Consider the following 20,695-nt stretch of genomic DNA (forward strand, 5'->3'; position numbering starts at 1 on the left):
TATTAAGCTGATTTACCTGCTTTTCTTCTTAGTTGCTCACCAACAAACTTGATACCTTTTCCTTTGTAAGGCTCTGGCCTACGGAAACCTCTGATCTTGGCAGCTACTTGACCTACCAATTGTTTGTCATGAGATGTTAGTTTTACGATAGGGTTTTTCCCTTTTTCTGAAATTGTCTCAATCTGCACCTCTGGAGCAATGTCCATAACGATGTTGTGAGAAAATCCTAGGGCCAAATCCAATTTCTGTCCTTGGTTACTGGCTCTGTATCCAACTCCGACCAACTCCAATTGTTTGGTCCATCCTTGGGATACACCTTTAATCATGTTGGCAACAAGAGCACGGTACAAACCGTGTTTTGCTTTGTGATCTTTGGAGTCAGAAGGTCTTTCAACCAAAACCTTTCCTTCTTCAATCTTCACATCAACATCTGAAAAATCTTGGGAAAGTTCCCCCAATTTACCTTTTACGGTAACCAAGGCATCCTTAACCTCTACGGTTACTCCTTCAGGAATTGCGATTGGATTGTTACCTATTCTTGACATTTTTCTTCTCTTTTCTCAATTAATATACGTAGCACAATACTTCACCACCTACATTCTCTTGTTTGGCTTGTTTGCTGGTCATTACACCGTGAGATGTTGAAATGATAGCAATACCCAAACCGTTCAAGACCCTTGGCAAGTCTCCAGAACCGGAGTACTTACGAAGACCGGGCTTACTTACCCGCTCTAGTTTTTTAATGATGGGCTCTTTGGTGGCCTTATCGTACTTAAGGGCGATTTTAATGTTCCCTTGTACTTTGTCCTCCTCGAACTTATAACTCAAAATATAGCCTTGATCGAACAATATTTTGGTAATCTGTCTCTTAAGGTTTGAACCAGGGATATCTACTACCCTATGGCCTGCCTTGCTGGCATTCCGGATTCTGGTCAAATAATCTGAAATTGGATCTGTAAGCATTTCTTTTCTATATCTAAATTACCAACTTGCCTTTTTAACTCCTGGAATCAAGCCTTTGTTGGCCATTTCCCTGAACATCACCCTAGAGATACCGAAGGTTCTCATGTACCCTCTTGGTCTTCCGGTCAATTTGCAACGGTTGCGCATACGCACAGGAGATGCATTCTTAGGCAGCTTTTGCAAAGCCTCATAATCTCCAGCTTCTTTTAAAGCTTTTCTCTTCTCGGCGTATTTCTCAACCATTTTTGCCCTTTTTCTTTCACGGGCTTTCATTGATTCCTTGGCCATACTAGTTCTTTTTAAAGGGTACTCCCAATTCGGTTAACAATGATTTTGCTTCTTTATCAGTTTCAGCGGAAGTCACAAATGTGATGTCCATTCCGTTGATTCTGTTGATTCTGTCAATATTGATCTCTGGAAAGATGATCTGCTCTTCAACACCCAAGTTGTAGTTTCCTCTACCATCAAAACCGGTAGCTCTTACCCCTTGGAAATCACGTACCCTTGGAAGGGCTGTGGTGATCAAACGATCCAAAAATTCGTACATGCGCTCCCCTCTCAAGGTTACTTTGGCACCAATGGGCATTCCTTTTCTCAATTTGAAGGTTGCAACGTCCTTCTTAGAAAGGGTAGCCACTGCTTTTTGACCTGTAATGTTGGTCAACTCGTCCACAGCATGATCAATAAGCTTCTTATCAGAAACTGCAGCTCCAACTCCACGGCTCACTACTATCTTCTGCAACTTTGGAACCTGCATTACGTTCTTGTAACCAAACTCGTCGGTCAGCGCCTTGATCACGCGCTCTTTATATTCTTGCTTTAATCTTGGAATGTAGCTCATGACTAAATTACTTCATTGGATTTTTTGGAAACCCTAACTTTCTTTCCATCGCGTACTTCGTAACCAACACGTGTTGCGTCACCAGATTTTGGATCGATCAACGATAGGTTAGAAATATGGATAGGAGCTTCCTTCTTTGTTATGCCTCCTTGAGGGTTCTGAGCACTTGGCTTTTCGTGTTTGGACACCTCATTGATGCCTTCCACGATGGCCTTGTTCTTTTCACGGTCCACACGAAGTACTTTACCTTCGCTGCCTTTGTGGTCTCCCGCAATGACTCTTACCGTATCCCCTGTTTTTATTTTCAACTTCATCTCTCTGATATTTCTATTACAGCACTTCAGGTGCCAATGAAACAATCTTCATGAACTGTCTGTCCCTAAGCTCTCTAGCAACCGGTCCAAAGACACGGGTTCCTCTCATTTCGCCGGTTGGGTTCAACAATACACAGGCATTGTCATCAAAACGGATGTAAGAACCATCTGGTCTTCTTACTTCCTTTTTGGTACGAACAACAACTGCTGTTGATACAGAACCTTTTTTTACAGTACCGTTTGGAGTAGCTTCTTTTACGGTAACAACAATTTTGTCACCCAATGAAGCATATCTTCTTTTTGTTCCTCCCAATACGCGGATGGTCAAAACTTCTTTTGCACCAGTATTGTCCGCAACCTTTAATCTTGATTCTTGCTGTACCATAATTATTTAGCTCTTTCAAGGATTTCAACCAACCTCCAGCATTTTGTTTTGCTCAAGGGACGGGTTTCCATTATTTTGACGGTATCACCTTCGTTGCAATCGTTCTTTTCGTCATGGGCAACATATTTCTTGGTCTTCAAAACGAACTTCCCGTACATAGGGTGCTTCACTCGTTTTACCTCAGAAACCACAATTGATTTCTCCATTTTGTTGCTGGTAACAACGCCTATTCTTTCTTTTCTTAAATTTCTGTTTTCCATAAGGCAGAACCAATTATTGTAATTCCCTTTTAGTTAATTCTGTTGCAAGTCTTGCCACCGTCCTTCTCGCCTTTCTAATCTGTAAAGGATTTTCCAAAGGAGTAACGGCGTGAGCCATTTTTAGATCGGCATGTTGCTTTTTGAACTCGCCCAATCGCTCCTTTAGCTCTTCAATTGAAAGTTCTTTTATTTCTGATTGTCTCATCTTTCTTCTCAATTAAAAATTAAGCGGAATAATCCCTAGCTATGACAAATTTCGTCTTCACCGGCAATTTTTGAGCCGCTAGTCTCAAAGCTTCCTTGGCAACATCCAGGGGAACTCCGGCAACTTCGAACATGATTCTTCCCGGTTTTACAATGGCCACCCAATATTCTGGGGCACCTTTACCTTTACCCATACGAACCTCAAGAGGTTTCTTGGTGATGGGCTTGTCTGGAAAAATCTTGATCCACAACTGCCCTTGTCTCTTCATGTATCTTGTTGCAGCGATACGCGCAGCCTCTATTTGACGGGAAGTAATGAAGTGTGAATCCATGGACTTGATACCGAACATTCCATTGGAAAGTTGGTGTCCTCTTTGTGAGATTCCTTTCATACGCCCCTTCTGGGTCTTACGAAATTTCGTTCTTTTTGGCTGTAACATCTTACCTTACTTTATCTTATTACTTTCTACGGCGTGGTTTTTTACCACCATCTTGTTTACCGCCTTTTGCTCCTTGACTCTTGCTCAATCCTACCAATGGGGAAAGTTCTCTTTTTCCATAAACCTCTCCCTTCATGATCCAAACCTTGATACCCAATCTACCATAGGTAGTGTGAGCTTCGTGCAAGGCATAATCTACATCGGCACGGAAGGTAGACAATGGAATTCTTCCTTCTTTGTAGGACTCAGAACGTGCCATTTCAGCTCCGTTCAAACGTCCAGAAATCTGAATCTTGATTCCCTCTGCATTCATACGCATTGCTGCTGCAATGGCCATTTTAATGGCTCTACGGTATGAAATCCTGCTTTCAATCTGTCTTGCCACACTAGCAGCAACCAAATTGGCATCCAACTCAGGTCTCTTGATTTCATGAATATTGATCTGAACCTCTTTGTTGGTGATTTTCTTAAGCTCTTCTTTAAGTTTATCAACCTCTTGACCTCCTTTACCGATAATGATACCTGGCCTTGCGGTGGTAATGGTAATGGTGATCAATTTCAAAGTTCTCTCTATGATCACTCGTGATACACTGGCCTTGGCCAAACGTGCATGCACGTACTTTCTTATTTTATCATCCTCAGCCAGCTTATCGCCGTAATCGTTTCCTCCGTACCAGTTGGATTCCCATCCTCTGATAATTCCTAAGCGATTTCCTATTGGATTGGTCTTCTGTCCCATATTCTATTTTCTAGCTTTGAACGTTGTTATTGGCTTCCAAGATCATGGTAACATGATTGGAACGCTTTCTGATTCTGTGAGCCCTACCTTGGGGAGCTGGTCTCAAACGCTTCAACATAGTTCCTCCGTCTACACGGATTTCCTTGATGTAAAGATCAGCCTCTTCAATATTAGCCTCCTCATTCTTGGATTCCCAATTGGCGATAGCGGAAAGCAAAAGCTTTTCCAACTTTCTTGAGGCTTCTTTTTGGTTGAACTTCAAAATAGCCAAAGCCATTTCTACTTGTTTCCCTCTTACCAAATCAGCTACCAAACGCATCTTTCTTGGAGACGTTGGGCAATTGTTAAGCTTTGCAATAGCAAGTTGCTTTTTCTCTTCCTTTAACCTTTCGGCCATTTGTCTTTTACGAACTCCCATAGCTTACTTACTTTTTACCTTTGTTTTTAGCCCCTGCATGACCTCTAAAAGATCTTGTAGGTGAAAATTCTCCAAGTTTGTGACCTACCATGTTCTCGGTTACATATACAGGAACAAATTGTCTCCCGTTATGCACTGCGATGGTCTGTCCCACAAAATCCGGGGTTATCATTGAGGCCCTTGACCATGTCTTGATAACCGATTTCTTTCCTGATTCTATATTGGCTTGGACTTTTTTCTCCAAACTAAAATGAACGTATGGTCCTTTTTTTAACGAACGTGCCATTTACTTTTTCTTTTATTTCTTTCTACGTTCTATGATATATCTATTGGTGTCCTTGGTCTTGGAACGGGTTCTATATCCTTTTGCAGGAATACCGTTTCTAGATCTTGGATGACCTCCGGAAGCCCTTCCTTCACCACCACCCATTGGGTGATCCACGGGGTTCATGGCTACTGGTCTTGTTCTTGGTCTTCTACCCAACCATCTGCTCCTACCGGCTTTACCAGATACCAACAATTGGTGATCTGAGTTGGAAACCGCTCCGATGGTAGCCAAACAAGTGGCCAAAATCATACGGGTTTCTCCAGAAGGAAGCTTAATGGTAACGAACTTACCGTCCTTGGCCATCAACTGGGCAAAAGTACCGGCACTACGTGCCATAATTGCGCCTTGACCAGGTCTTAACTCTATGCAAGAGATAATGGTACCCAATGGAATTTCACTCAATGGAAGTGCATTTCCAATTTCTGGAGCAGAACCTGTTCCAGATTGGATAGCTTGTCCTACTTGCATTCCATTTTGGGCAACTACATATCTTTTTTCTCCGTCGGTGTATTCCACCAAAGCGATAAATGCAGTTCTGTTTGGATCGTACTGGATGGATTGCACAGTGGCTTCCACTCCTTGTTTGTCCCTTTTGAAATCGATGATACGATATCTTCTCTTATGACCCCCACCTCTGTGGCGCATGGTCATTTTTCCTTGACTGTTCCTACCACCTGACTTTTTTAACGGAGCAAGCAAGCTTTTCTCCGGCTTATCAGTAGTAATCGCGTCAAATCCGTTTACTACTCTAAAACGCTGCCCAGGGGTTATCGGTTTTAATTTTCTAACTGACATTTCTCGTCTTTATAGATTACTGTAAAAATCAATAATATCACCTTCAGCCACATCAACAATTGCTTTCTTCATAGCATTTGTTTTTCCGTGTTGGATTCCGGTTTTTGTATAGCGACTCTTACGCGTTGGACCATAGTTCATGGTTCTTACCTTTTCAACAGAAACACCATAAGTGGCTTCAACTGCGTCTTTGATCTCCAATTTGTTGGCTTTTGGGTCAACATAGAAACCATAACGATTGAAAAGCTCGCTGTCAGCGGTCATTTTCTCCGTAATTATCGGTTTTATCAACACACTCATGATACTTTTATTTCTTTAGGTTCGATTCAATTCCTTCCAAAGCGCTTTCGGTCAATACTAAACTGTTAGCGTTAACAATTCCGTAAGTATTTAATTGTGAGCTAGTTACGACTTTAGAGCGTTCCAAATTACGCGACGACAAATATACATTATTATTTGTATCACCCAACACAACTAGGGACTTTTTGTTTTCCAGACCCAAAGAGGTCAAGAAAGCTACAAAATCCTTGGTCTTTGGCGCTTCGAAATTAAAGTCTTCCACAACTACCAATGCGTTGTCTTTGGACTTAAGGCTCAAGGCCGATTTACGGGCCAATCGCTTTACGTTTTTGTTCAATTTTTGGGTGTAATCCTTTGGTCTTGGACCGAAAATTCTACCACCACCTCTAAACACAGGGGACTTGATGCTACCGGCTCTTGCGGTACCAGTTCCCTTTTGCTTTTTGATTTTACGGGTACTTCCAGCAATCTCAGCTCTTTCCTTTGCTTTGTGTGTACCTTGTCTTTGATGGGCCAAGTATTGCTTAACATCCAAATAGATGGCATGCTCATTCGGCTCTATGGCAAAAACATCGTCAGAAAGGTCTACCTTTCTTCCGGTCTCTTTTCCTGTGATATCTAATACTGCTACCTTCATTATTGCCACCTTTGAATAGTTACATATGAATTTTTGTGACCAGGTACACATCCTTTTACTACCAAAAGGTTTTTCTCTGGAACCACTTTCAATACTCTTAAGTTTTGTACGGTTACTCTTTCTCCACCCATTCTACCGGCCATTTTCATTCCTTTGAAAACTCGAGCAGGGTAAGAAGCAGCACCAATGGAACCTGGAGCTCTTAATCTGTTGTGCTGACCGTGGGTTGCTTGACCAACTCCACCAAATCCATGACGTTTTACAACCCCTTGGAATCCTTTTCCTTTAGATGTACCAACAACATCAACAAACTCACCTTCCATGAAAATGTCAACACCTACGGTGTCACCTAATTTGTATTCGCCTTGAAATCCTTGGAACTCGACAACTTTTTTCTTTGGAGAAGTACCTGCTTTTTTAAAGTGACCGGACTCGGACTTGTTAGCACGTTTTTCTGCCTTGTCATCGAAACCAAGTTGCAGGCCTTTGTACCCGTCAACCTCTTCGGTTCTGACTTGGGTAACCACACATGGTCCAGCTTCAAGAACGGTACATGGAACGTTTTTTCCATTCTCGTCGAAGATGCTGGTCATGCCGATTTTTTTTCCTATTAACCCAGACATATTTACTTAATTATTAATTGTTTACTCTTTTTTATTGCGCCAATTTCTTGGCAAAAAAATTGGGTCAAGAAAAGATTCTGCTCTGACCCAGATTTTTTCTTTCACCGTTTTTCCTGAACCATCGTTCAGGACATGTTCGTCCCTGCTTTAGGGCAGAAACTTATCAGACTTTGATCTCAACCTCAACACCACTTGGAAGTTCAAGCTTCATAAGGGCATCGATGGTTTTTGATGAAGAGCTGTAAATGTCCAACAATCTCTTGTAAGAACTCAATTCAAACTGCTCTCTAGATTTTTTGTTCACGTGGGGTGAACGCAAAACTGTAAATATCTTTTTGTGCGTTGGCAATGGAATGGGTCCAGTTACCACAGCACCGGTTGTTTTTACTGTTTTCACGATCTTTTCAGCAGATTTGTCCACCAAATTGTGATCGTAAGATTTCAATTTTATTCTAATTTTTTGACTCATCTTGCTGAAAATTAAGCGGTTACTCCTTTAGCTGCTTTAATCACCTCTTCCGCAATGTTGGAAGGAGTTTCTGCATAGTGTGAAAATTCCATAGTGGATGTAGCTCTACCAGAGGACAATGTTCTCAAAGAGGTCACATATCCAAACATTTCAGATAAGGGAACTTCGCCTTTTACCACTTTGGCACCGGCTCTATCACCCATACTACTAATAGTTCCTCTACGTCTGTTAAGGTCACCTACAATATCACCCATGTTTTCTTCTGGGGTCAATACCTCAATTTTCATGATTGGCTCCATCAATACAGATCGTGCAGATTTAGCAGCAGCTTTATACCCCATTTTGGCAGCCAATTCAAAGGACAAAGAATCAGAATCCACAGGGTGGAAAGATCCATCCTTAAGGGTAACTTTCATGCTATCCATTTCGAATCCGGCCAAAGGACCATTTTTCATAGCCTCTTTAAATCCTTTTTCTACAGACGGGATATATTCTTTAGGAATATTACCACCTTTAATCACGTTTATAAATTCAAGACCTTCTTTACCTTCTTCAGCAGGCTCCATTGTAAATACGATGTCAGCAAATTTACCACGACCACCAGACTGTTTCTTATAAACCTCTCTGTGATCAGCGGATTTAGTGATTGCTTCTTTGTATTCCACTTGAGGCTGCCCTTGGTTTACTTCAACCTTGAACTCACGTCTTAAACGGTCAACAATAATATCTAAGTGAAGCTCACCCATACCAGAAATAATGGTCTGGCCGGAAGCCTCATCAGTTTTCACTTGGAAGGTTGGATCTTCTTCGGCCAATTTGGCCAAAGCCATACCTAATTTATCCACATCCGCCTTGGTTTTTGGCTCAACCGCGATACCGATAACGGGATCAGGGAATTGCATACTCTCCAAAACAATTGGGTGTTTCTCATCTGAAAGGGTATCCCCTGTTTTGATGTCCTTAAATCCGACAGCAGCACCAATATCTCCAGCTTCGATAAAATCGATGGCATTTTGCTTGTTGGCATGCATTTGATAGATTCGGGAAATACGCTCTTTGTTTCCAGAACGGTTGTTCAAGATATAAGAACCTGCATCCAAGTGACCAGAGTACGCTCTGAAGAATGCCAAACGACCTACGAAAGGATCGGTAGCGATCTTAAACGCCAATGCAGCAAAAGGCTCTTTTGGGTCTGGTCTTCTTTTCTCTTCTTTTTCAGTATCGGGATTAACACCTATAATTGCCTCTTTGTCCATTGGAGAAGGCAAGTAACGGCATACAGCATCCAAAAGGAACTGTACTCCTTTATTTTTGAAAGACGAACCACAGATCATAGGGATAATAGCCCTATCCATAACTGCTGCCCTCAAAGCGGCATGCACTTCTTCCTCAGTAATGGAATCTTCATCTTCGAAGAATTTTTCCATCAAATTCTCATCATACTCGGCAACAGCTTCGATAAGAGCAGCTCTGTACTCCCTAACCTCAGCTTCCATTTCAGCAGGAATATCCACAACATCGAATGTAGAACCAAAGTTCTCATCGTGCCATACAATAGCCCTGTTTTTTGCCAAGTCAACGATACCTTTAAAATCAGCTTCGTCACCGATTGGCAAAACGATTGGCACCGCATTGGAACCCAACATTTCACGAACTTGATTACATACGTTCAAGAAGTTGGAACCCTGACGGTCCATTTTGTTTACGAAACCAATACGTGGCACTTTATAGTTGTCGGCCAACCTCCAGTTCGTCTCTGACTGAGGCTCAACACCATCAACTGCACTGAACAAGAATACCAAACCATCCAATACACGAAGGGAACGGTTTACCTCAACGGTAAAGTCAACGTGTCCGGGGGTGTCGATAATGTTAAAGTGGTAATCTTTGGTATCAGGCAGTGTTTGTGCATTTTCCATGGGGAACTTCCATGTACAGGTAGTAGCGGCAGAGGTAATGGTAATACCACGCTCTTGCTCTTGCTCCATCCAGTCCATAGTAGCCGCACCATCGTGCACCTCACCAATTTTGTGGCTCACACCTGTATAGAAAAGAATACGTTCTGTAGTAGTTGTTTTACCAGCATCAATGTGTGCTGCAATACCTATATTCCTTGTATATTTTAAATCTCTTCCCATTGTAATGATTAGAATCTAAAGTGTGAGAATGCTTTATTGGCCTCGGCCATTTTGTGTGTATCTACTCTTTTCTTCACTGCAGCGCCTTCTTCTTTGGCAGCGGCCAAAATTTCTGAAGCCAATTTCTGCGCCATGGATTTCTCGTTACGCTTTCTTGCGTAAAGAATCAACCATTTCATTGCAGTGGATATCTTTCTATCTGGACGAATCTGCATAGGAATCTGGAATGTTGCACCACCTACTCTTCTACTTCTTACCTCAACGTGTGGCATAACATTGGAAAGAGCATCTTTCCAAAGTTCCAATGCGGTTTTTTCTTCGTCTGTGTTCTTTTCGTCAACAATATCAATTGCATCATAGAAAATCTTGAATGCAATTGACTTTTTACCATCCCACATCATCATGTTCACGAAACGTGTAACTAGCTGATCGTTAAATCTTGGGTCTGGCAATAACGGTCTTTTCTTTGCCTGCTTTTTTCTCATCGCTTCTTCTTAAAGTTGATTACTTTTTAGGACGCTTTGCACCATACTTAGATCGTCTTTGCGTTCTTCCTGCCACACCGGCAGTATCCAACGCGCCACGAACGATATGATATCGCACACCAGGCAAATCCTTTACTCTTCCACCTCTAACCAATACTATCGAGTGCTCTTGGAGGTTGTGACCTTCACCAGGGATATATGCGTTCACCTCTTTACCGTTGGTCAACCTTACCCTTGCAACTTTACGCATTGCAGAGTTTGGTTTCTTAGGCGTAGTGGTATAAACCCGCGTACAAACCCCTCTTCGTTGAGGACACGAATCCAAAGCAGCCGATTTACTCTTCTTGGTAATTGTGGCCCTTCCTTTTCGTACTAATTGTGAAATTGTTGGCATTAAAATCTCTGTTAAAAACTAAATAACCCTCATTTTGAGGGCTGCAAATGTAGTGATATTTCGGAATAATTCAAATCCTGAATAATTTATTTTGCCCCTTAAATGAAAAAAGGTGCTGAAACGCACCTTTTTATATCTTTTTTGAAATCAAAGGGGCATTTAAACACCCCTACTCTTATCTATAACGTATTGGCATACATGAACAGATTCAACAGGTCTTGGTCATCGTTCACATTGGGCCGCTTATCCTTAATATAATCTTTGATTGCCTTCTGGTCTTCTTCTGAAAACATGGACAACACTTCCGATTTTTTGGTCTTCATGAAAACCGGCGACTCTCCCGCCCTTGATACGTAGTATTCGGTCCTGTCCAAAAATCGATGTGGAAATGATTTTTCCAATGAATTTCTGGCTACTTTACCTTCTTTGAAGACTTTTTTATGTTTTACAAAAAGATTATAACCCTCCCCTGTTACCACTGGTGTTAGATATCCTTTCTGCGAGTTACCATCCTCATCAGTATACAATGCATAAAAATAGTCATTACCATTCACGGAGCAGGAGTAAACGGGATGTTTCAACATGGCTTGCACAACATCGGAATCCAAGCTTTCCTTTAGCTCTACTTCATCATTATAGGCATCATAGCGCATGTACATATTCTTGAAGGCCACACCTTCGTCATACAGCGTACCCATGGTGAAGTTTTCATTAAGGTAGATTGTCCCGTCGATATCCTCGAGCGTAAGATTGACCTCCTCACCCAAGCGACCGAACTTTATCCTCATATCGCTATATAGATTTTCCATGGATGGGTTATTACCAAATGACTGTTCCTTATTCCACGAACCTGAGATGACACTATAGGATTGAACTTGGGCCTGCCCCATTACAAGTGTAATCGCTAAAAAAGCGAACCCCATGGTTACCATTAATTTTTTCTTATCCATTTCTTCTTTTTTTGATTTTTAAAGTGTGTTGGCATAAGTGAACAGATTCAACAGGTCGTGATCATCGTTCACATTGGGTCGCCTGTCTTTGAAATAGTCTTTGATTGCCTTTTGGTCCTCTTCTGAAAACAGGGAAAGAACCTCCGCTTTTTTGGTCTTCATGAAAACAGCCGGCTCACCCATTACAGAAACGTAATATTCGGTTTTGTCCAAAAATCGATGTGGAAATGATTTCTCCAAGGAATTTCGAGCGGCTTTGCCTTCTTTGAAGACTTTTCTATGTTTTACAAGAAGCGTATACTCCTCCCCTTTTACAATCGGCGTCAAATAGCCCTTTTGCGAAACTCCATCCTCATCAATATATACGGAGTAATAGTATTCGTTGCCATTTACAGCACATGAATACATTGGATGTTTCACCATGGATCGGACCACATCGGACCCCAAGTTTTCCTTTAGCTCCACTTCATCATTATAGGCATCGTAACGCATGTATAACTTCTTGAAGGCAACACCTTCATCGTACAATGTTCCCAAGGTGAAGTTTTCATTAAGGTAAATGGTACCATCGATATCTTCCAAAGTAAGATTGACCTCTTCACCCAGACGGCCAAATTTGACTCGCATATCATTATAGAGGTTTTCCAAGGAGGGATTGTTGCCCCATGCCTGTTCACGATTGGGTGGTGTTAGAATTACATTCCAAGGTTGAATAATTTTGTTTTGGGCCAAACCTAAAGACATCCCCAGAACCATAAATATTGATATTATATGTCGTCTTTTCATGAATTCTATGTTTTTGGCCGTCGACAATTACACTACTTTATTATTTTATTATAAGGTATTGGCATAGGCAAACAAATTGGTGAGACCTAAACTTTCTCCTAAATCTATTTGCTTCTCCTTAATGAATTGTTTTATAACCTTCTGATCTTCATCGGGGAACAGTGCCATAACTTCGGACTTTTTGGCCTTAAAATATTGAGGGGTATCCCCGTTTACAGATAAATAATACTCTGTTTTATCCAAAAAGCGATGTGGAAAACCTCTATCCAATGAAGTTTTTGCTGGCTTGCCTTCTTTAAAGATTTTTAACTGCTTTTGGTAAAGCACATAATCACCTCCATTGACCAAAGGCTCCAAATAACCTGCTACCAATACACCTTCATCATTTTTATATTGCAGGTAATCAAATTTTGAGCCATTTACGGAACAGGAGTATTTCTGATTCTTCACCATAGCGCGGGTAACTTTAGAATCCGGACTCTCCCTCAATTCAATTTCATCGTTATAGGCATCATATCGCATATACATCCGCTTAAAAATCACACCATCTTCATGCAATGCCCCTAATTGGAACGATTCATCCAAATAGATTGTACCGTCGATATCTTCAAGGGTAAGATTGACTTCCTCTCCCATGACCCCCAATTTGGTTCGCATGTCATTATAGAGGTCCATCATCCATGGGTTATTTCCATTGTCATAGTTCTCAGCATCTGGCCCTTTGAAACCGGCCAACCTATCCGCTGTGAAAAAACCACCTTCTCCCGGTGAATGGATATTACCTTGGGCCTGCAAATACGATACTGACCCCAGTGAACAAAAAGCAATAAGCAAAGTCTTTTTTATCATCTTAATTTCTTTTTCGGTTAACATAATTATAAGGTATTGGCATACGCAAACAAGTTTGTGAGCCCAAGGCTGTCTCCCAGATCAATTTGTTTATCTCTTATAAACTGTTTTACTTTTTTTTGGTCCTCTTCGGAGAATACCGAAAGCACTTCTGATTTTTTGCTCTTAATAAACTTGGGCACGCTTCCATTCACGGACACGTAGTATTCTGTATCATCCAAGAATCGATGTGGAAACCCTCTTTCCATGGACGTCTTTGCAGCTTTCCCCTCCTTAAAGGTTTTTACACGCTTTTGATAAAGCACATATTCACCCCCTCTGACCAACGGAGATAGGTAACCCTCAACGGTTTCATGATCCTCGTTGACATAATCCGTATAGACAAAATCATCCCCACCAAAAGAACAAGAGTACTCCTTATTCTTTATCATGGCATATGTGTTTTCAGATTTTGGGTCTATCTTCAGCTCAACTTCATCGTTATAGGCATTATAGCGCATGTAGATTCGTTTGAAAACCACTCCATTTTGGTAAAGGCCTCCCAATTGAAAAGTTTCATTCAAATAAATAGTCCCTTCAATATCTGCCAAGTCAATATTCACCTCTTCTCCAAGGCGCCCCATCTTTGTCCTCATATCACTATAGAGATCCATCATCCATGGATTGTTTCCTAGATCGGCCTCCTCGGCATAAGTCTTCATTAAAGCTAATCTATCCTGCGTAAACACCCCTCCTTCACCTGGAGAATGGATGTTCCCTTGGGCACTCAAATAAGACAGCGCAAACACCGATATTGCAAATGTTAAAACAACAGATTTATTCAAATCATACATTTTCATCATTTTTTAAAATTTGGATATCTATTAAATATATAAAAATTAGATAGTTAAACATGGGAAGCTCCTCATCAATTTTGAAAAGTGAAAATATCCATAGGAAATTTTAAGATTTTATTAACTTTTGAGTGTTTTTACATTAACAAAAACAACCTGAAATCTAAAAAAGCCCATCACCCTTAAATTGAGAAAGAAACTTTAGGATATATATTAAGGTATAAAAAAGAAGTCCTAAATACTCCGTTAACACCCAAGTTAAGGATTGTTACAAAATCCCACTCCCACCCGCAATACGAGCCTGTTTTTTAACAACATTCAATTTTTGGGGGTGAAAATTAACAAGTCTTGCAAATAGTTGGGCTCATTTTATGGTTCTTGCATTTGCCAACACCATCTTAAAAATTTAGTAAAATTAGTTTGGATTATTAACATGAAATTATGATTTTAGCGGCTAGCTAATTCAAATAATTTAAAAATGAGAACAAAACTTAATGGATTGTTAACGCTGTTATTGGCGTTTGTTGTGCATGTATCCTTTGCACAAGACAAGACGATTACAGGTACTGTTACGGATGCCGACGGCCTTCCGCTGCCTGGAGTCAACATTGTCGTCGAAGGGACCACCAACGGTACCCAAACGGATTTTGATGGTAACTATTCGATCAGTGCAAGTCAAGGTCAAACACTACTTTTTACCTATATAGGGCAGAGACCCGCTAGTAGAGCTGTTGGTGCAGGAAGTGTGATTAATGTTCAGATGGAAGAGGACACACAGGCTCTTGAGGAGGTTGTTGTGACCGCTCTTGGTATCAAGAGGGAGAAACAAGCCTTGGGATACGCGGTCGCCGAAGTAAGCTCCGAGCAACTTGAGGAGAAAGCTGAAGGTGATCTTGGTCGTGTGCTCATGGGTAAGGCCTCTGGGGTGAACATCACCCAGCAAAGTGGTCTGTCCGGATCAGGAACCAACATCATCATTCGGGGTTTCAACTCCTTTAGCCAAAGTAACCAACCTTTGTTCATCGTGGACGGTGTTCCTTTCAATGGTGACACCAACCCATCGGGTAGACAAGGTAGCCGTAACGACTTTGTCAACGGTAACAACGGTTCCTCAAGGTTCTTGGATTTGGATCCCAACAGTATTGAAAGCGTAAACGTATTGAAAGGTCTTGCGGCCTCTACCCTTTACGGATCTCTGGGTAGAAATGGTGTAATCTTGATTACCACCAAAGCAGGATCTGGAGGGCAAGGAGCCAAAAAGACCGAAATTACGGTTACTTCTTCCATGTTCTTCAACGAGATAGCTTCAACTCCAAAATATCAGAATGAATACGGTAACGGATTTGACCAAGCTTTTGGATGGTTCTTCAGTAACTGGGGTCCAAGTTTCAGTAGAGATGGTCTCTCTGGTTGGGGAAACAGTGCATCCTTTGATGCCAACGGAACATTACCCCACCCTTATTCAACCTCTACGTCTTCTATCCAGGCAGCTTTTCCCGAATATGCCAATGCAAGATATGAGTGGAAGCCCTACAAAAGTTTTGAGAACTTCTTCAAGACCGGTACGGTAGCAAATACCTCTATCAATGTGGCAGGAGCCTCCTCAGATGGGAAAATTTCATATAATATGAACTACGGTTATTTGAAGGATCAAGGGTTTACCCCTGGCAACAGCCTTAACCGTAACAACTTTGGCGTTGGTGGTAGAGCGGTATTAAGCAACAAGTTTACCGTATCTGGTACCATCAACTATGCAAGGACCAAATTTATCTCCCCACCAGTTGCCTTGAGTTTGGGTAACGGTGCCACGGGTAGCGGTTCTTCCGTATTCGGTGACCTTTACTTTACACCTCGTTCGGTTGACGTTCTAGGATTGCCCTACCAAAACCCTCTTACAGGAGCAAGCGTATACTATCGTCAGAACAACTCCATCCAGCACCCCTTGTGGACCGTGAACAATGCGGGTACACAACAGGAGACCAACAGGGTGTTCGGTAATATGGCCATTCAGTATGACATCAGCGAGAACTTGAACTTGTCTTACCGAGTTGGTATCGACAACTATAGCGAGAACAACCTGAACTACCAAAACAAAGGTGGTGTAAACAGCAACAGTAACGATATCAGGTTACAGAGTGGTATCTACGAAACCTGGAACAACACCAACACCATTTGGGACCACAACCTTTCATTCAATGGTGATTTTGATTTGACCGAAACTGTTGGAAGCACCTTTAACGTTGGTTTCAATGGAAGAAGGGAAGTGTTCAACCAAAATGGTGTATCCAGTGATGGTCAACAAGTATTTGGTGTACTTCGCCACTTCAACTTCTTGAACAACAATGAAATCCAGGGAACTTCGGAACGTAACGTAATTGGTTTGTATGGTCAGTTGGAATTTGATTATGACAACTTTGTGTTCGTTACCCTTGCAGGACGTAACGACTGGGTATCCAACTTGGACAAAGCGAATAGATCACTGTTCTATCCAAGTGCGAGTTTATCATTTGTTCCGACCACTGCTTTTGATGGTCTTAAAGGCGACGCCCTAAACTATCTTAAGATTAGAGCTGGTTACGGAACCTCAGCAGGTTTCCCTGACCAGAACTCAGATTCATATCCCGTTGCTTCCAGACTTTCTTTGAACACTCAAGATTTCCAAGATGAAACCGGAAGAAACGTTGTTACCAATACCACACCGTTGACCTTGGGTAACCCTGAACTTAAGCCTGAGCAGGTATCCGAGATTGAATTGGGTGTTGAAACAAGATGGTGGGATGGTAGAATCACATTGGATGCCTCCATCTATCAAAGAACTACCACTGACCTTATTGTATCACAGCCTCTAGATCCTTCTTCAGGATATTACAGAACCACAACTAACGTTGGTGAGATTAAAGGTGAAGGTGTGGAGGTCGATCTTGGATTGAACTTGATCAGAAGTGATAGCGACGGTTTCAACTGGAACTCAAACGTGAATTTCTCTGCTACCGAAACAACCGTTGAGGATTTGGGAGCTGATACTGATTTGATCGTTTACTCCGGTTATTCCAACTTGGGTAATGCGGCCATCGAAGGTGAGCCTCTTGGGGTAATCTATAGTAGCCGGGTATTGAGGGATGATGCAGGAAATCTTGTAGTAAACTCCGCTGGAGATTATGTGTTTGATTCTCAAGATGGTGTCATCGGAGATCCAAACCCTGACTTTACCTTTAACTTCAACAACCAGTTCTCCTATAAGAACTTCAACCTTGGATTCCAGTTCAACTGGACCCAAGGAGGAGATATCTACTCTGGAACGATTGCTACTCTATTGGGTAGAGGTCTTATTGAAGAGACCGTTGACAGGGAGAACACATACATTCTTCCAGGGGTTAAGCAGAGCAATGGTGAAGTCAACGATGTTCAGATCAACAACTCGGATTACTTCTTTAACAACGTACTTTTCGGTCCTAGTGAGCTTCAGGTATATGATGCAACCTTGCTAAGGCTTCAGGAAGTTTCCTTGGGTTATTCAGTACCTAAGAAGTTTTTGGACAAAACACCATTAGGTTCCTTGTCCTTCACAGTTTCTGGATTCAACCTTTGGTATGATGCCATCAATACACCAGACGGTGCCAATTTTGACCCTAACACATCTGGTACCGGTGTTGGTAACGGATTCGGATTCGATTTCTTGAACGGACCAAGCTCTAGGAGATATGGATTTAGTGTTAAAGCAACATTCTAAGATGAAAAAAATAGTTATAAAAATGAAAAACATAAGCACATATATAGCATCGGTCTTGTTTGTTGGGTCATTGATGGTGTCCTGTGAGTCTACAGAGTTAGACCTCACACAAGACCCAAACTTTTTGACTCCCGAGCAGGCAAGCCCAGATTTCTTTCTGAACTCGATTCAGGAAGATTTCGCAAGACAGATAGATGGGGACGCCACTGGGGCTGCAGATGATAACTTTACCACAGGTGGTAACGTGAACGGTGATGGATTCTCCATTTTGGGTATGGAACTTACCCGTTTGATGCCTTTCGGTTCTCGTGACTACCGAGGAGGATATCAAGACATTGATACAGATGATGAATGGGATAATGCCTATCGCGGAATCCTTTTCGATATTCGTTCCATGGAATCTGCCGCTAACGAAGGTGGACTTACAAAACACTTGGGCGTTGCCCAATTGATGGAAGCCTACACCCTTGTTACCTTGGTGGACTTCTTCGGGGATGTACCTTATACTGAGGCATTACAGGCTCCTGAGATTTTGAATCCAAGTTTGGACAGTGGCGAGTCTGTATATGCTGCCGCTTTGGACTTATTAGATCAGGCCATTGCCAATTTCAATACCAATGCCGCTGTTCTTCCTCCAACTGATTACTATTACGGAGCTCAGAACAATGCAGGTTACGATGCATGGATCAAGGCCGCGAACACATTGAAATTGAAGATTTATGTTCAGACACGTTTGGTAGATCCTTCTGCCGCCGCCAGTTTCAATGCCATCATTGCTTCAGGTGATTATATTACCGAAACCGCTGAGGATTTCGATTGGAAATGGCCAGGGACAAGTGCTTCCCAGCCAGATACCAGACATCCAAGATACGGTCTTAATTATGCATCAGCCGGTGCCGGCGACTATATCTCAAACTGGTTGGCCAACTTGATGGATACTAGTGGTGACCCAAGGTTAAGATACTACTTTTATCGTCAGACCCTGGACGTCCCTGGGCAAGATGGTTTCCCACCAGACGAGGAACTTTTGACGTGCTCATTGCAGACTCCACCAGCACACTATGTAACAGGAGGGTTTACCTTCTGCGCCCTACCCAATGGTTATTGGGGTAGAGATAGTGGTGATGATGAAGGTGGCCCACCAGACGGTTTGTTGAAAACAACCTTCGGTGTTTATCCAGCAGGAGGTCGTTTCGACGATGATAGTTTTGAAGCGATTGCTCAGGATGACAACCCAGCTTCCTTCGGAGCCAACGGAAAAGGTATTACACCTATTTTAGATGCCTTTATGGTGGATTTCTGGAGAGCAGAGATGGCATTGGCTGCCAACAATCCAGGTGATGCGGCCACTTTCTTGGAAAGTGCCCTTACCAAGCAGATTGCAAAAACACAGTCTTTCATTGCCAATGATGCCAATGCTGATGTGTCTTTCGAGCCAACTTCTACTGAAGTTACCGACTTTATCGCCGATATTGTTGCAGATTTCAATGCTGCCGTTGGTGACGACAAGTGGGATGTTCTAGCTGAACAATTCTTGGTTAGCCACTACGGAAATGGTATAGAAACCTATAATTTCTATAGAAGAACAGGGTATCCTACAACATTGCAGCCCAATAGGGAGCCAGATCCAGGAGCGTTCATCCGTTCCATGTATTACCCTAATCAGGCAGTGACCAGTAACCCTAATATCACCCAAAAGACAAATCAGTCCGTACAGGTGTTCTGGGATACAAATCCAGCTACAGGATTCCCATACTCTAACTAAATAGGCAATGAACGTAAAAATTAAAATCATGAAAAATTTGAAAAAACATATCACACTGCTTTTTTTCGTTTGCATTGCCCTTTCGTGTAGCGAGGAAAAGCTAATAGATGACATATATGATCAAACGACAAGAGGGCTCGTTCTTAGGACTGTTGCACAGCCAACGGCCACATTTGACTTTTTTGACCCAACGGCAAGTTGGGTGACAACACTAGAGGTTCAAGATGAAGAAAATGGAGCTCTTTTAAGCGACATCGATATATACATTACTTTTGTCGATGACGGAGATGCAGGAACAGAAACACTGTTAAAGACCGTTGATGCCTCCACTTTCTCACCAGGGCCTTTTGGCTTGCCTAGGGGAGATATTTCCATCACTCTTAATGAAGCTTTGGCTGCATTAGGTTTAGTAGATGGAGATTACGACAGTGCCGACAGTTTTAACGTTCGGTTGGTAGCTAATTTAACCGACGGTAGAAGCTTTACCAGCAATGCCAATGGTACGGTTACAGGAGGTTCATTCTTTAGCTCACCTTTTGCATATTCAGTACAGTTTTTCTGTCCACTGGATGATGCCTCTGCATTTGATGGAAACTACGTTATAGTGGTGGATGCATGGGAAGATTACGCAGCTGGGAATGTTATACCTGTGGAATTCGTTTCTGAATATACGTTCAGAATATTGTCCACAAACAACCCTTATATCGCCAATACCGATACAGCCTATATTGAGATTACAATCGATCCATCCGACGGCACAGCAACTGGAGGATCAAACGAACCTTTTGATTATGGGGTTCCTATCGATGTTGAAGTAGATGGTAGCGTTGGTACTTGTACCGGTGATGTTAATGTTACTCTCACCTTTGTTGGATACGGAGATTATGCATTTTCAATTGTCAAACAGTAAATACCGTTAAATCATAGTTTATTTAAAGGCTCCCTTTTGGGAGCTTTTTTTTTAAGTACACAAAATTAGAATCCATAGTTTTAATAATCTCAAAATAGTAGAACATCCCTTATGAGGTTATGAATTTAGCGATGTGATT

At 41.9% G+C, this 20,695-nt stretch carries 27 protein-coding genes; 3 read left to right on the forward strand and 24 right to left on the reverse strand.

Annotated elements, in window-relative coordinates:
• Nucleotides 1–2: 2 nt before the first annotated feature.
• From rplF to ACFSJE_RS17795, 24 genes are all read right to left on the reverse strand, one after another.
• Nucleotides 3–545: a 50S ribosomal protein L6 gene (gene rplF, locus ACFSJE_RS17680; RefSeq protein ID WP_379832200.1), complete on the reverse strand. Its 543-nt coding sequence runs from the start codon at nt 543–545 to the stop codon at nt 3–5.
• A gap of 19 nt (nt 546–564) precedes the next feature.
• Nucleotides 565–963: a 30S ribosomal protein S8 gene (gene rpsH / locus ACFSJE_RS17685; protein ID WP_379832201.1), complete on the reverse strand. Its 399-nt coding sequence runs from the start codon at nt 961–963 to the stop codon at nt 565–567.
• An 18-nt stretch (nt 964–981) separates the two neighbouring features.
• Nucleotides 982–1,251 (reverse strand): 30S ribosomal protein S14, encoded by a 270-nt coding sequence (gene rpsN / locus ACFSJE_RS17690; RefSeq protein WP_036379829.1) that lies wholly within the window; start codon nt 1,249–1,251, stop codon nt 982–984.
• Nucleotide 1,252: 1 nt separating this feature from the next.
• Entirely contained in the window at nt 1,253–1,804 is a 552-nt protein-coding gene (gene rplE, locus ACFSJE_RS17695; protein WP_379832203.1) for a 50S ribosomal protein L5, read from the reverse strand.
• Nucleotides 1,805–1,806: 2 nt separating this feature from the next.
• Nucleotides 1,807–2,118, reverse strand: a complete 312-nt coding sequence (gene rplX / locus ACFSJE_RS17700) for a 50S ribosomal protein L24 (protein WP_036379834.1) — start codon at nt 2,116–2,118, stop codon at nt 1,807–1,809.
• A gap of 16 nt (nt 2,119–2,134) precedes the next feature.
• Nucleotides 2,135–2,503: a 50S ribosomal protein L14 gene (rplN, locus tag ACFSJE_RS17705; protein WP_036379836.1), complete on the reverse strand. Its 369-nt coding sequence runs from the start codon at nt 2,501–2,503 to the stop codon at nt 2,135–2,137.
• Nucleotides 2,504–2,505: 2 nt separating this feature from the next.
• Entirely contained in the window at nt 2,506–2,763 is a 258-nt protein-coding gene (gene rpsQ, locus ACFSJE_RS17710; RefSeq protein ID WP_014032003.1) for a 30S ribosomal protein S17, read from the reverse strand.
• Nucleotides 2,764–2,776: 13 nt separating this feature from the next.
• Nucleotides 2,777–2,968: a 50S ribosomal protein L29 gene (gene rpmC, locus ACFSJE_RS17715; protein WP_379832204.1), complete on the reverse strand. Its 192-nt coding sequence runs from the start codon at nt 2,966–2,968 to the stop codon at nt 2,777–2,779.
• Nucleotides 2,969–2,987: 19 nt separating this feature from the next.
• Complete coding sequence (gene rplP / locus ACFSJE_RS17720; protein WP_379832205.1) at nt 2,988–3,407, reverse strand: 50S ribosomal protein L16; 420 nt, start codon at nt 3,405–3,407, stop codon at nt 2,988–2,990.
• A gap of 19 nt (nt 3,408–3,426) precedes the next feature.
• Nucleotides 3,427–4,146: a 30S ribosomal protein S3 gene (rpsC, locus tag ACFSJE_RS17725; RefSeq protein WP_207096767.1), complete on the reverse strand. Its 720-nt coding sequence runs from the start codon at nt 4,144–4,146 to the stop codon at nt 3,427–3,429.
• Between the two features lie 10 nt (nt 4,147–4,156).
• The gene (rplV, locus tag ACFSJE_RS17730; protein ID WP_379832206.1) at nt 4,157–4,564 is read right to left on the reverse strand and encodes a 50S ribosomal protein L22; all 408 of its coding nucleotides are present in this window, start codon (nt 4,562–4,564) and stop codon (nt 4,157–4,159) included.
• Between the two features lie 7 nt (nt 4,565–4,571).
• Nucleotides 4,572–4,850 (reverse strand): 30S ribosomal protein S19, encoded by a 279-nt coding sequence (rpsS, locus tag ACFSJE_RS17735; RefSeq protein WP_090293755.1) that lies wholly within the window; start codon nt 4,848–4,850, stop codon nt 4,572–4,574.
• A gap of 12 nt (nt 4,851–4,862) precedes the next feature.
• Nucleotides 4,863–5,687, reverse strand: a complete 825-nt coding sequence (gene rplB / locus ACFSJE_RS17740; protein WP_379832207.1) for a 50S ribosomal protein L2 — start codon at nt 5,685–5,687, stop codon at nt 4,863–4,865.
• Between the two features lie 9 nt (nt 5,688–5,696).
• Nucleotides 5,697–5,987 (reverse strand): 50S ribosomal protein L23, encoded by a 291-nt coding sequence (gene rplW / locus ACFSJE_RS17745; protein ID WP_379832208.1) that lies wholly within the window; start codon nt 5,985–5,987, stop codon nt 5,697–5,699.
• Nucleotides 5,988–5,994: 7 nt separating this feature from the next.
• A complete protein-coding gene (gene rplD / locus ACFSJE_RS17750) occupies nt 5,995–6,624 on the reverse strand; it encodes a 50S ribosomal protein L4 (protein ID WP_379832209.1) in 630 nt (209 codons plus the stop codon).
• Complete coding sequence (gene rplC / locus ACFSJE_RS17755; protein ID WP_379832210.1) at nt 6,624–7,247, reverse strand: 50S ribosomal protein L3; 624 nt, start codon at nt 7,245–7,247, stop codon at nt 6,624–6,626. The genes rplD and rplC overlap by 1 nt, the downstream gene beginning before the upstream one ends.
• Before the next feature lie 163 nt (nt 7,248–7,410).
• Entirely contained in the window at nt 7,411–7,716 is a 306-nt protein-coding gene (gene rpsJ / locus ACFSJE_RS17760; RefSeq protein ID WP_013073266.1) for a 30S ribosomal protein S10, read from the reverse strand.
• A gap of 11 nt (nt 7,717–7,727) precedes the next feature.
• Nucleotides 7,728–9,854: an elongation factor G gene (gene fusA, locus ACFSJE_RS17765; RefSeq protein WP_379832211.1), complete on the reverse strand. Its 2,127-nt coding sequence runs from the start codon at nt 9,852–9,854 to the stop codon at nt 7,728–7,730.
• 8 nt (nt 9,855–9,862) lie between these two features.
• On the reverse strand, nt 9,863–10,339 hold the full coding sequence (gene rpsG, locus ACFSJE_RS17770) for a 30S ribosomal protein S7 (protein WP_116218595.1): 477 nt from the start codon (nt 10,337–10,339) through the stop codon (nt 9,863–9,865).
• A gap of 19 nt (nt 10,340–10,358) precedes the next feature.
• The gene (gene rpsL, locus ACFSJE_RS17775) at nt 10,359–10,733 is read right to left on the reverse strand and encodes a 30S ribosomal protein S12 (RefSeq protein WP_013305196.1); all 375 of its coding nucleotides are present in this window, start codon (nt 10,731–10,733) and stop codon (nt 10,359–10,361) included.
• Nucleotides 10,734–10,912: 179 nt separating this feature from the next.
• The gene (locus ACFSJE_RS17780) at nt 10,913–11,683 is read right to left on the reverse strand and encodes a hypothetical protein (RefSeq protein ID WP_379832212.1); all 771 of its coding nucleotides are present in this window, start codon (nt 11,681–11,683) and stop codon (nt 10,913–10,915) included.
• A gap of 18 nt (nt 11,684–11,701) precedes the next feature.
• Nucleotides 11,702–12,469, reverse strand: a complete 768-nt coding sequence (locus ACFSJE_RS17785; RefSeq protein ID WP_379832213.1) for a hypothetical protein — start codon at nt 12,467–12,469, stop codon at nt 11,702–11,704.
• 48 nt (nt 12,470–12,517) lie between these two features.
• Entirely contained in the window at nt 12,518–13,318 is an 801-nt protein-coding gene (locus ACFSJE_RS17790; protein WP_379832214.1) for a hypothetical protein, read from the reverse strand.
• Between the two features lie 26 nt (nt 13,319–13,344).
• A complete protein-coding gene (locus tag ACFSJE_RS17795) occupies nt 13,345–14,160 on the reverse strand; it encodes a hypothetical protein (RefSeq protein ID WP_379832215.1) in 816 nt (271 codons plus the stop codon).
• Between the two features lie 469 nt (nt 14,161–14,629).
• On the opposite strand from ACFSJE_RS17795, the gene ACFSJE_RS17800 reads away from it, so the two are divergent.
• The 3 genes from ACFSJE_RS17800 to ACFSJE_RS17810 are packed head-to-tail and all read left to right on the forward strand — an operon-like array spanning nt 14,630 to nt 20,556.
• A complete protein-coding gene (locus tag ACFSJE_RS17800) occupies nt 14,630–17,881 on the forward strand; it encodes a SusC/RagA family TonB-linked outer membrane protein (RefSeq protein WP_379832216.1) in 3,252 nt (1,083 codons plus the stop codon).
• A gap of 22 nt (nt 17,882–17,903) precedes the next feature.
• On the forward strand, nt 17,904–19,646 hold the full coding sequence (locus ACFSJE_RS17805) for a SusD/RagB family nutrient-binding outer membrane lipoprotein (RefSeq protein ID WP_379832217.1): 1,743 nt from the start codon (nt 17,904–17,906) through the stop codon (nt 19,644–19,646).
• Nucleotides 19,647–19,653: 7 nt separating this feature from the next.
• Complete coding sequence (locus ACFSJE_RS17810) at nt 19,654–20,556, forward strand: hypothetical protein (protein WP_379832218.1); 903 nt, start codon at nt 19,654–19,656, stop codon at nt 20,554–20,556.
• Nucleotides 20,557–20,695 lie beyond the last annotated feature (139 nt).

The organism is Flagellimonas iocasae, from assembly GCF_042682725.1.
In the GTDB taxonomy this organism is placed as follows: Bacteria; Bacteroidota; Bacteroidia; order Flavobacteriales; family Flavobacteriaceae; genus Flagellimonas; species Flagellimonas iocasae.

Excerpts from the sequence above, each read along its gene's own strand:
- ACFSJE_RS17800 (WP_379832216.1), top strand. The coding sequence starts at position 14,630 with ATGAGAACAAAACTTAATGGATTGTTAACGCTGTTATTGGCGTTTGTT.
- rpsQ (WP_014032003.1), bottom strand. The coding sequence starts at position 2,763 with ATGGAAAACAGAAATTTAAGAAAAGAAAGAATAGGCGTTGTTACCAGC.
- ACFSJE_RS17785 (WP_379832213.1), bottom strand. The coding sequence starts at position 12,469 with ATGAAAAGACGACATATAATATCAATATTTATGGTTCTGGGGATGTCT.
- ACFSJE_RS17795 (WP_379832215.1), bottom strand. The coding sequence starts at position 14,160 with ATGATGAAAATGTATGATTTGAATAAATCTGTTGTTTTAACATTTGCA.
- rplB (WP_379832207.1), bottom strand. The coding sequence starts at position 5,687 with ATGTCAGTTAGAAAATTAAAACCGATAACCCCTGGGCAGCGTTTTAGA.
- rplW (WP_379832208.1), bottom strand. The coding sequence starts at position 5,987 with ATGAGTGTGTTGATAAAACCGATAATTACGGAGAAAATGACCGCTGAC.
- rplP (WP_379832205.1), bottom strand. The coding sequence starts at position 3,407 with ATGTTACAGCCAAAAAGAACGAAATTTCGTAAGACCCAGAAGGGGCGT.
- rpsS (WP_090293755.1), bottom strand. The coding sequence starts at position 4,850 with ATGGCACGTTCGTTAAAAAAAGGACCATACGTTCATTTTAGTTTGGAG.
- rplF (WP_379832200.1), bottom strand. The coding sequence starts at position 545 with ATGTCAAGAATAGGTAACAATCCAATCGCAATTCCTGAAGGAGTAACC.
- rplC (WP_379832210.1), bottom strand. The coding sequence starts at position 7,247 with ATGTCTGGGTTAATAGGAAAAAAAATCGGCATGACCAGCATCTTCGAC.
- rpmC (WP_379832204.1), bottom strand. The coding sequence starts at position 2,968 with ATGAGACAATCAGAAATAAAAGAACTTTCAATTGAAGAGCTAAAGGAG.
- rpsL (WP_013305196.1), bottom strand. The coding sequence starts at position 10,733 with ATGCCAACAATTTCACAATTAGTACGAAAAGGAAGGGCCACAATTACC.
- ACFSJE_RS17805 (WP_379832217.1), top strand. The coding sequence starts at position 17,904 with ATGAAAAACATAAGCACATATATAGCATCGGTCTTGTTTGTTGGGTCA.
- rpsJ (WP_013073266.1), bottom strand. The coding sequence starts at position 7,716 with ATGAGTCAAAAAATTAGAATAAAATTGAAATCTTACGATCACAATTTG.
- rplE (WP_379832203.1), bottom strand. The coding sequence starts at position 1,804 with ATGAGCTACATTCCAAGATTAAAGCAAGAATATAAAGAGCGCGTGATC.
- fusA (WP_379832211.1), bottom strand. The coding sequence starts at position 9,854 with ATGGGAAGAGATTTAAAATATACAAGGAATATAGGTATTGCAGCACAC.
- rplN (WP_036379836.1), bottom strand. The coding sequence starts at position 2,503 with ATGGTACAGCAAGAATCAAGATTAAAGGTTGCGGACAATACTGGTGCA.
- rplD (WP_379832209.1), bottom strand. The coding sequence starts at position 6,624 with ATGAAGGTAGCAGTATTAGATATCACAGGAAAAGAGACCGGAAGAAAG.
- rpsN (WP_036379829.1), bottom strand. The coding sequence starts at position 1,251 with ATGGCCAAGGAATCAATGAAAGCCCGTGAAAGAAAAAGGGCAAAAATG.
- rplV (WP_379832206.1), bottom strand. The coding sequence starts at position 4,564 with ATGGGAGTTCGTAAAAGACAAATGGCCGAAAGGTTAAAGGAAGAGAAA.
- ACFSJE_RS17790 (WP_379832214.1), bottom strand. The coding sequence starts at position 13,318 with ATGATAAAAAAGACTTTGCTTATTGCTTTTTGTTCACTGGGGTCAGTA.
- rplX (WP_036379834.1), bottom strand. The coding sequence starts at position 2,118 with ATGAAGTTGAAAATAAAAACAGGGGATACGGTAAGAGTCATTGCGGGA.
- ACFSJE_RS17810 (WP_379832218.1), top strand. The coding sequence starts at position 19,654 with ATGAACGTAAAAATTAAAATCATGAAAAATTTGAAAAAACATATCACA.
- ACFSJE_RS17780 (WP_379832212.1), bottom strand. The coding sequence starts at position 11,683 with ATGGATAAGAAAAAATTAATGGTAACCATGGGGTTCGCTTTTTTAGCG.
- rpsG (WP_116218595.1), bottom strand. The coding sequence starts at position 10,339 with ATGAGAAAAAAGCAGGCAAAGAAAAGACCGTTATTGCCAGACCCAAGA.
- rpsC (WP_207096767.1), bottom strand. The coding sequence starts at position 4,146 with ATGGGACAGAAGACCAATCCAATAGGAAATCGCTTAGGAATTATCAGA.
- rpsH (WP_379832201.1), bottom strand. The coding sequence starts at position 963 with ATGCTTACAGATCCAATTTCAGATTATTTGACCAGAATCCGGAATGCC.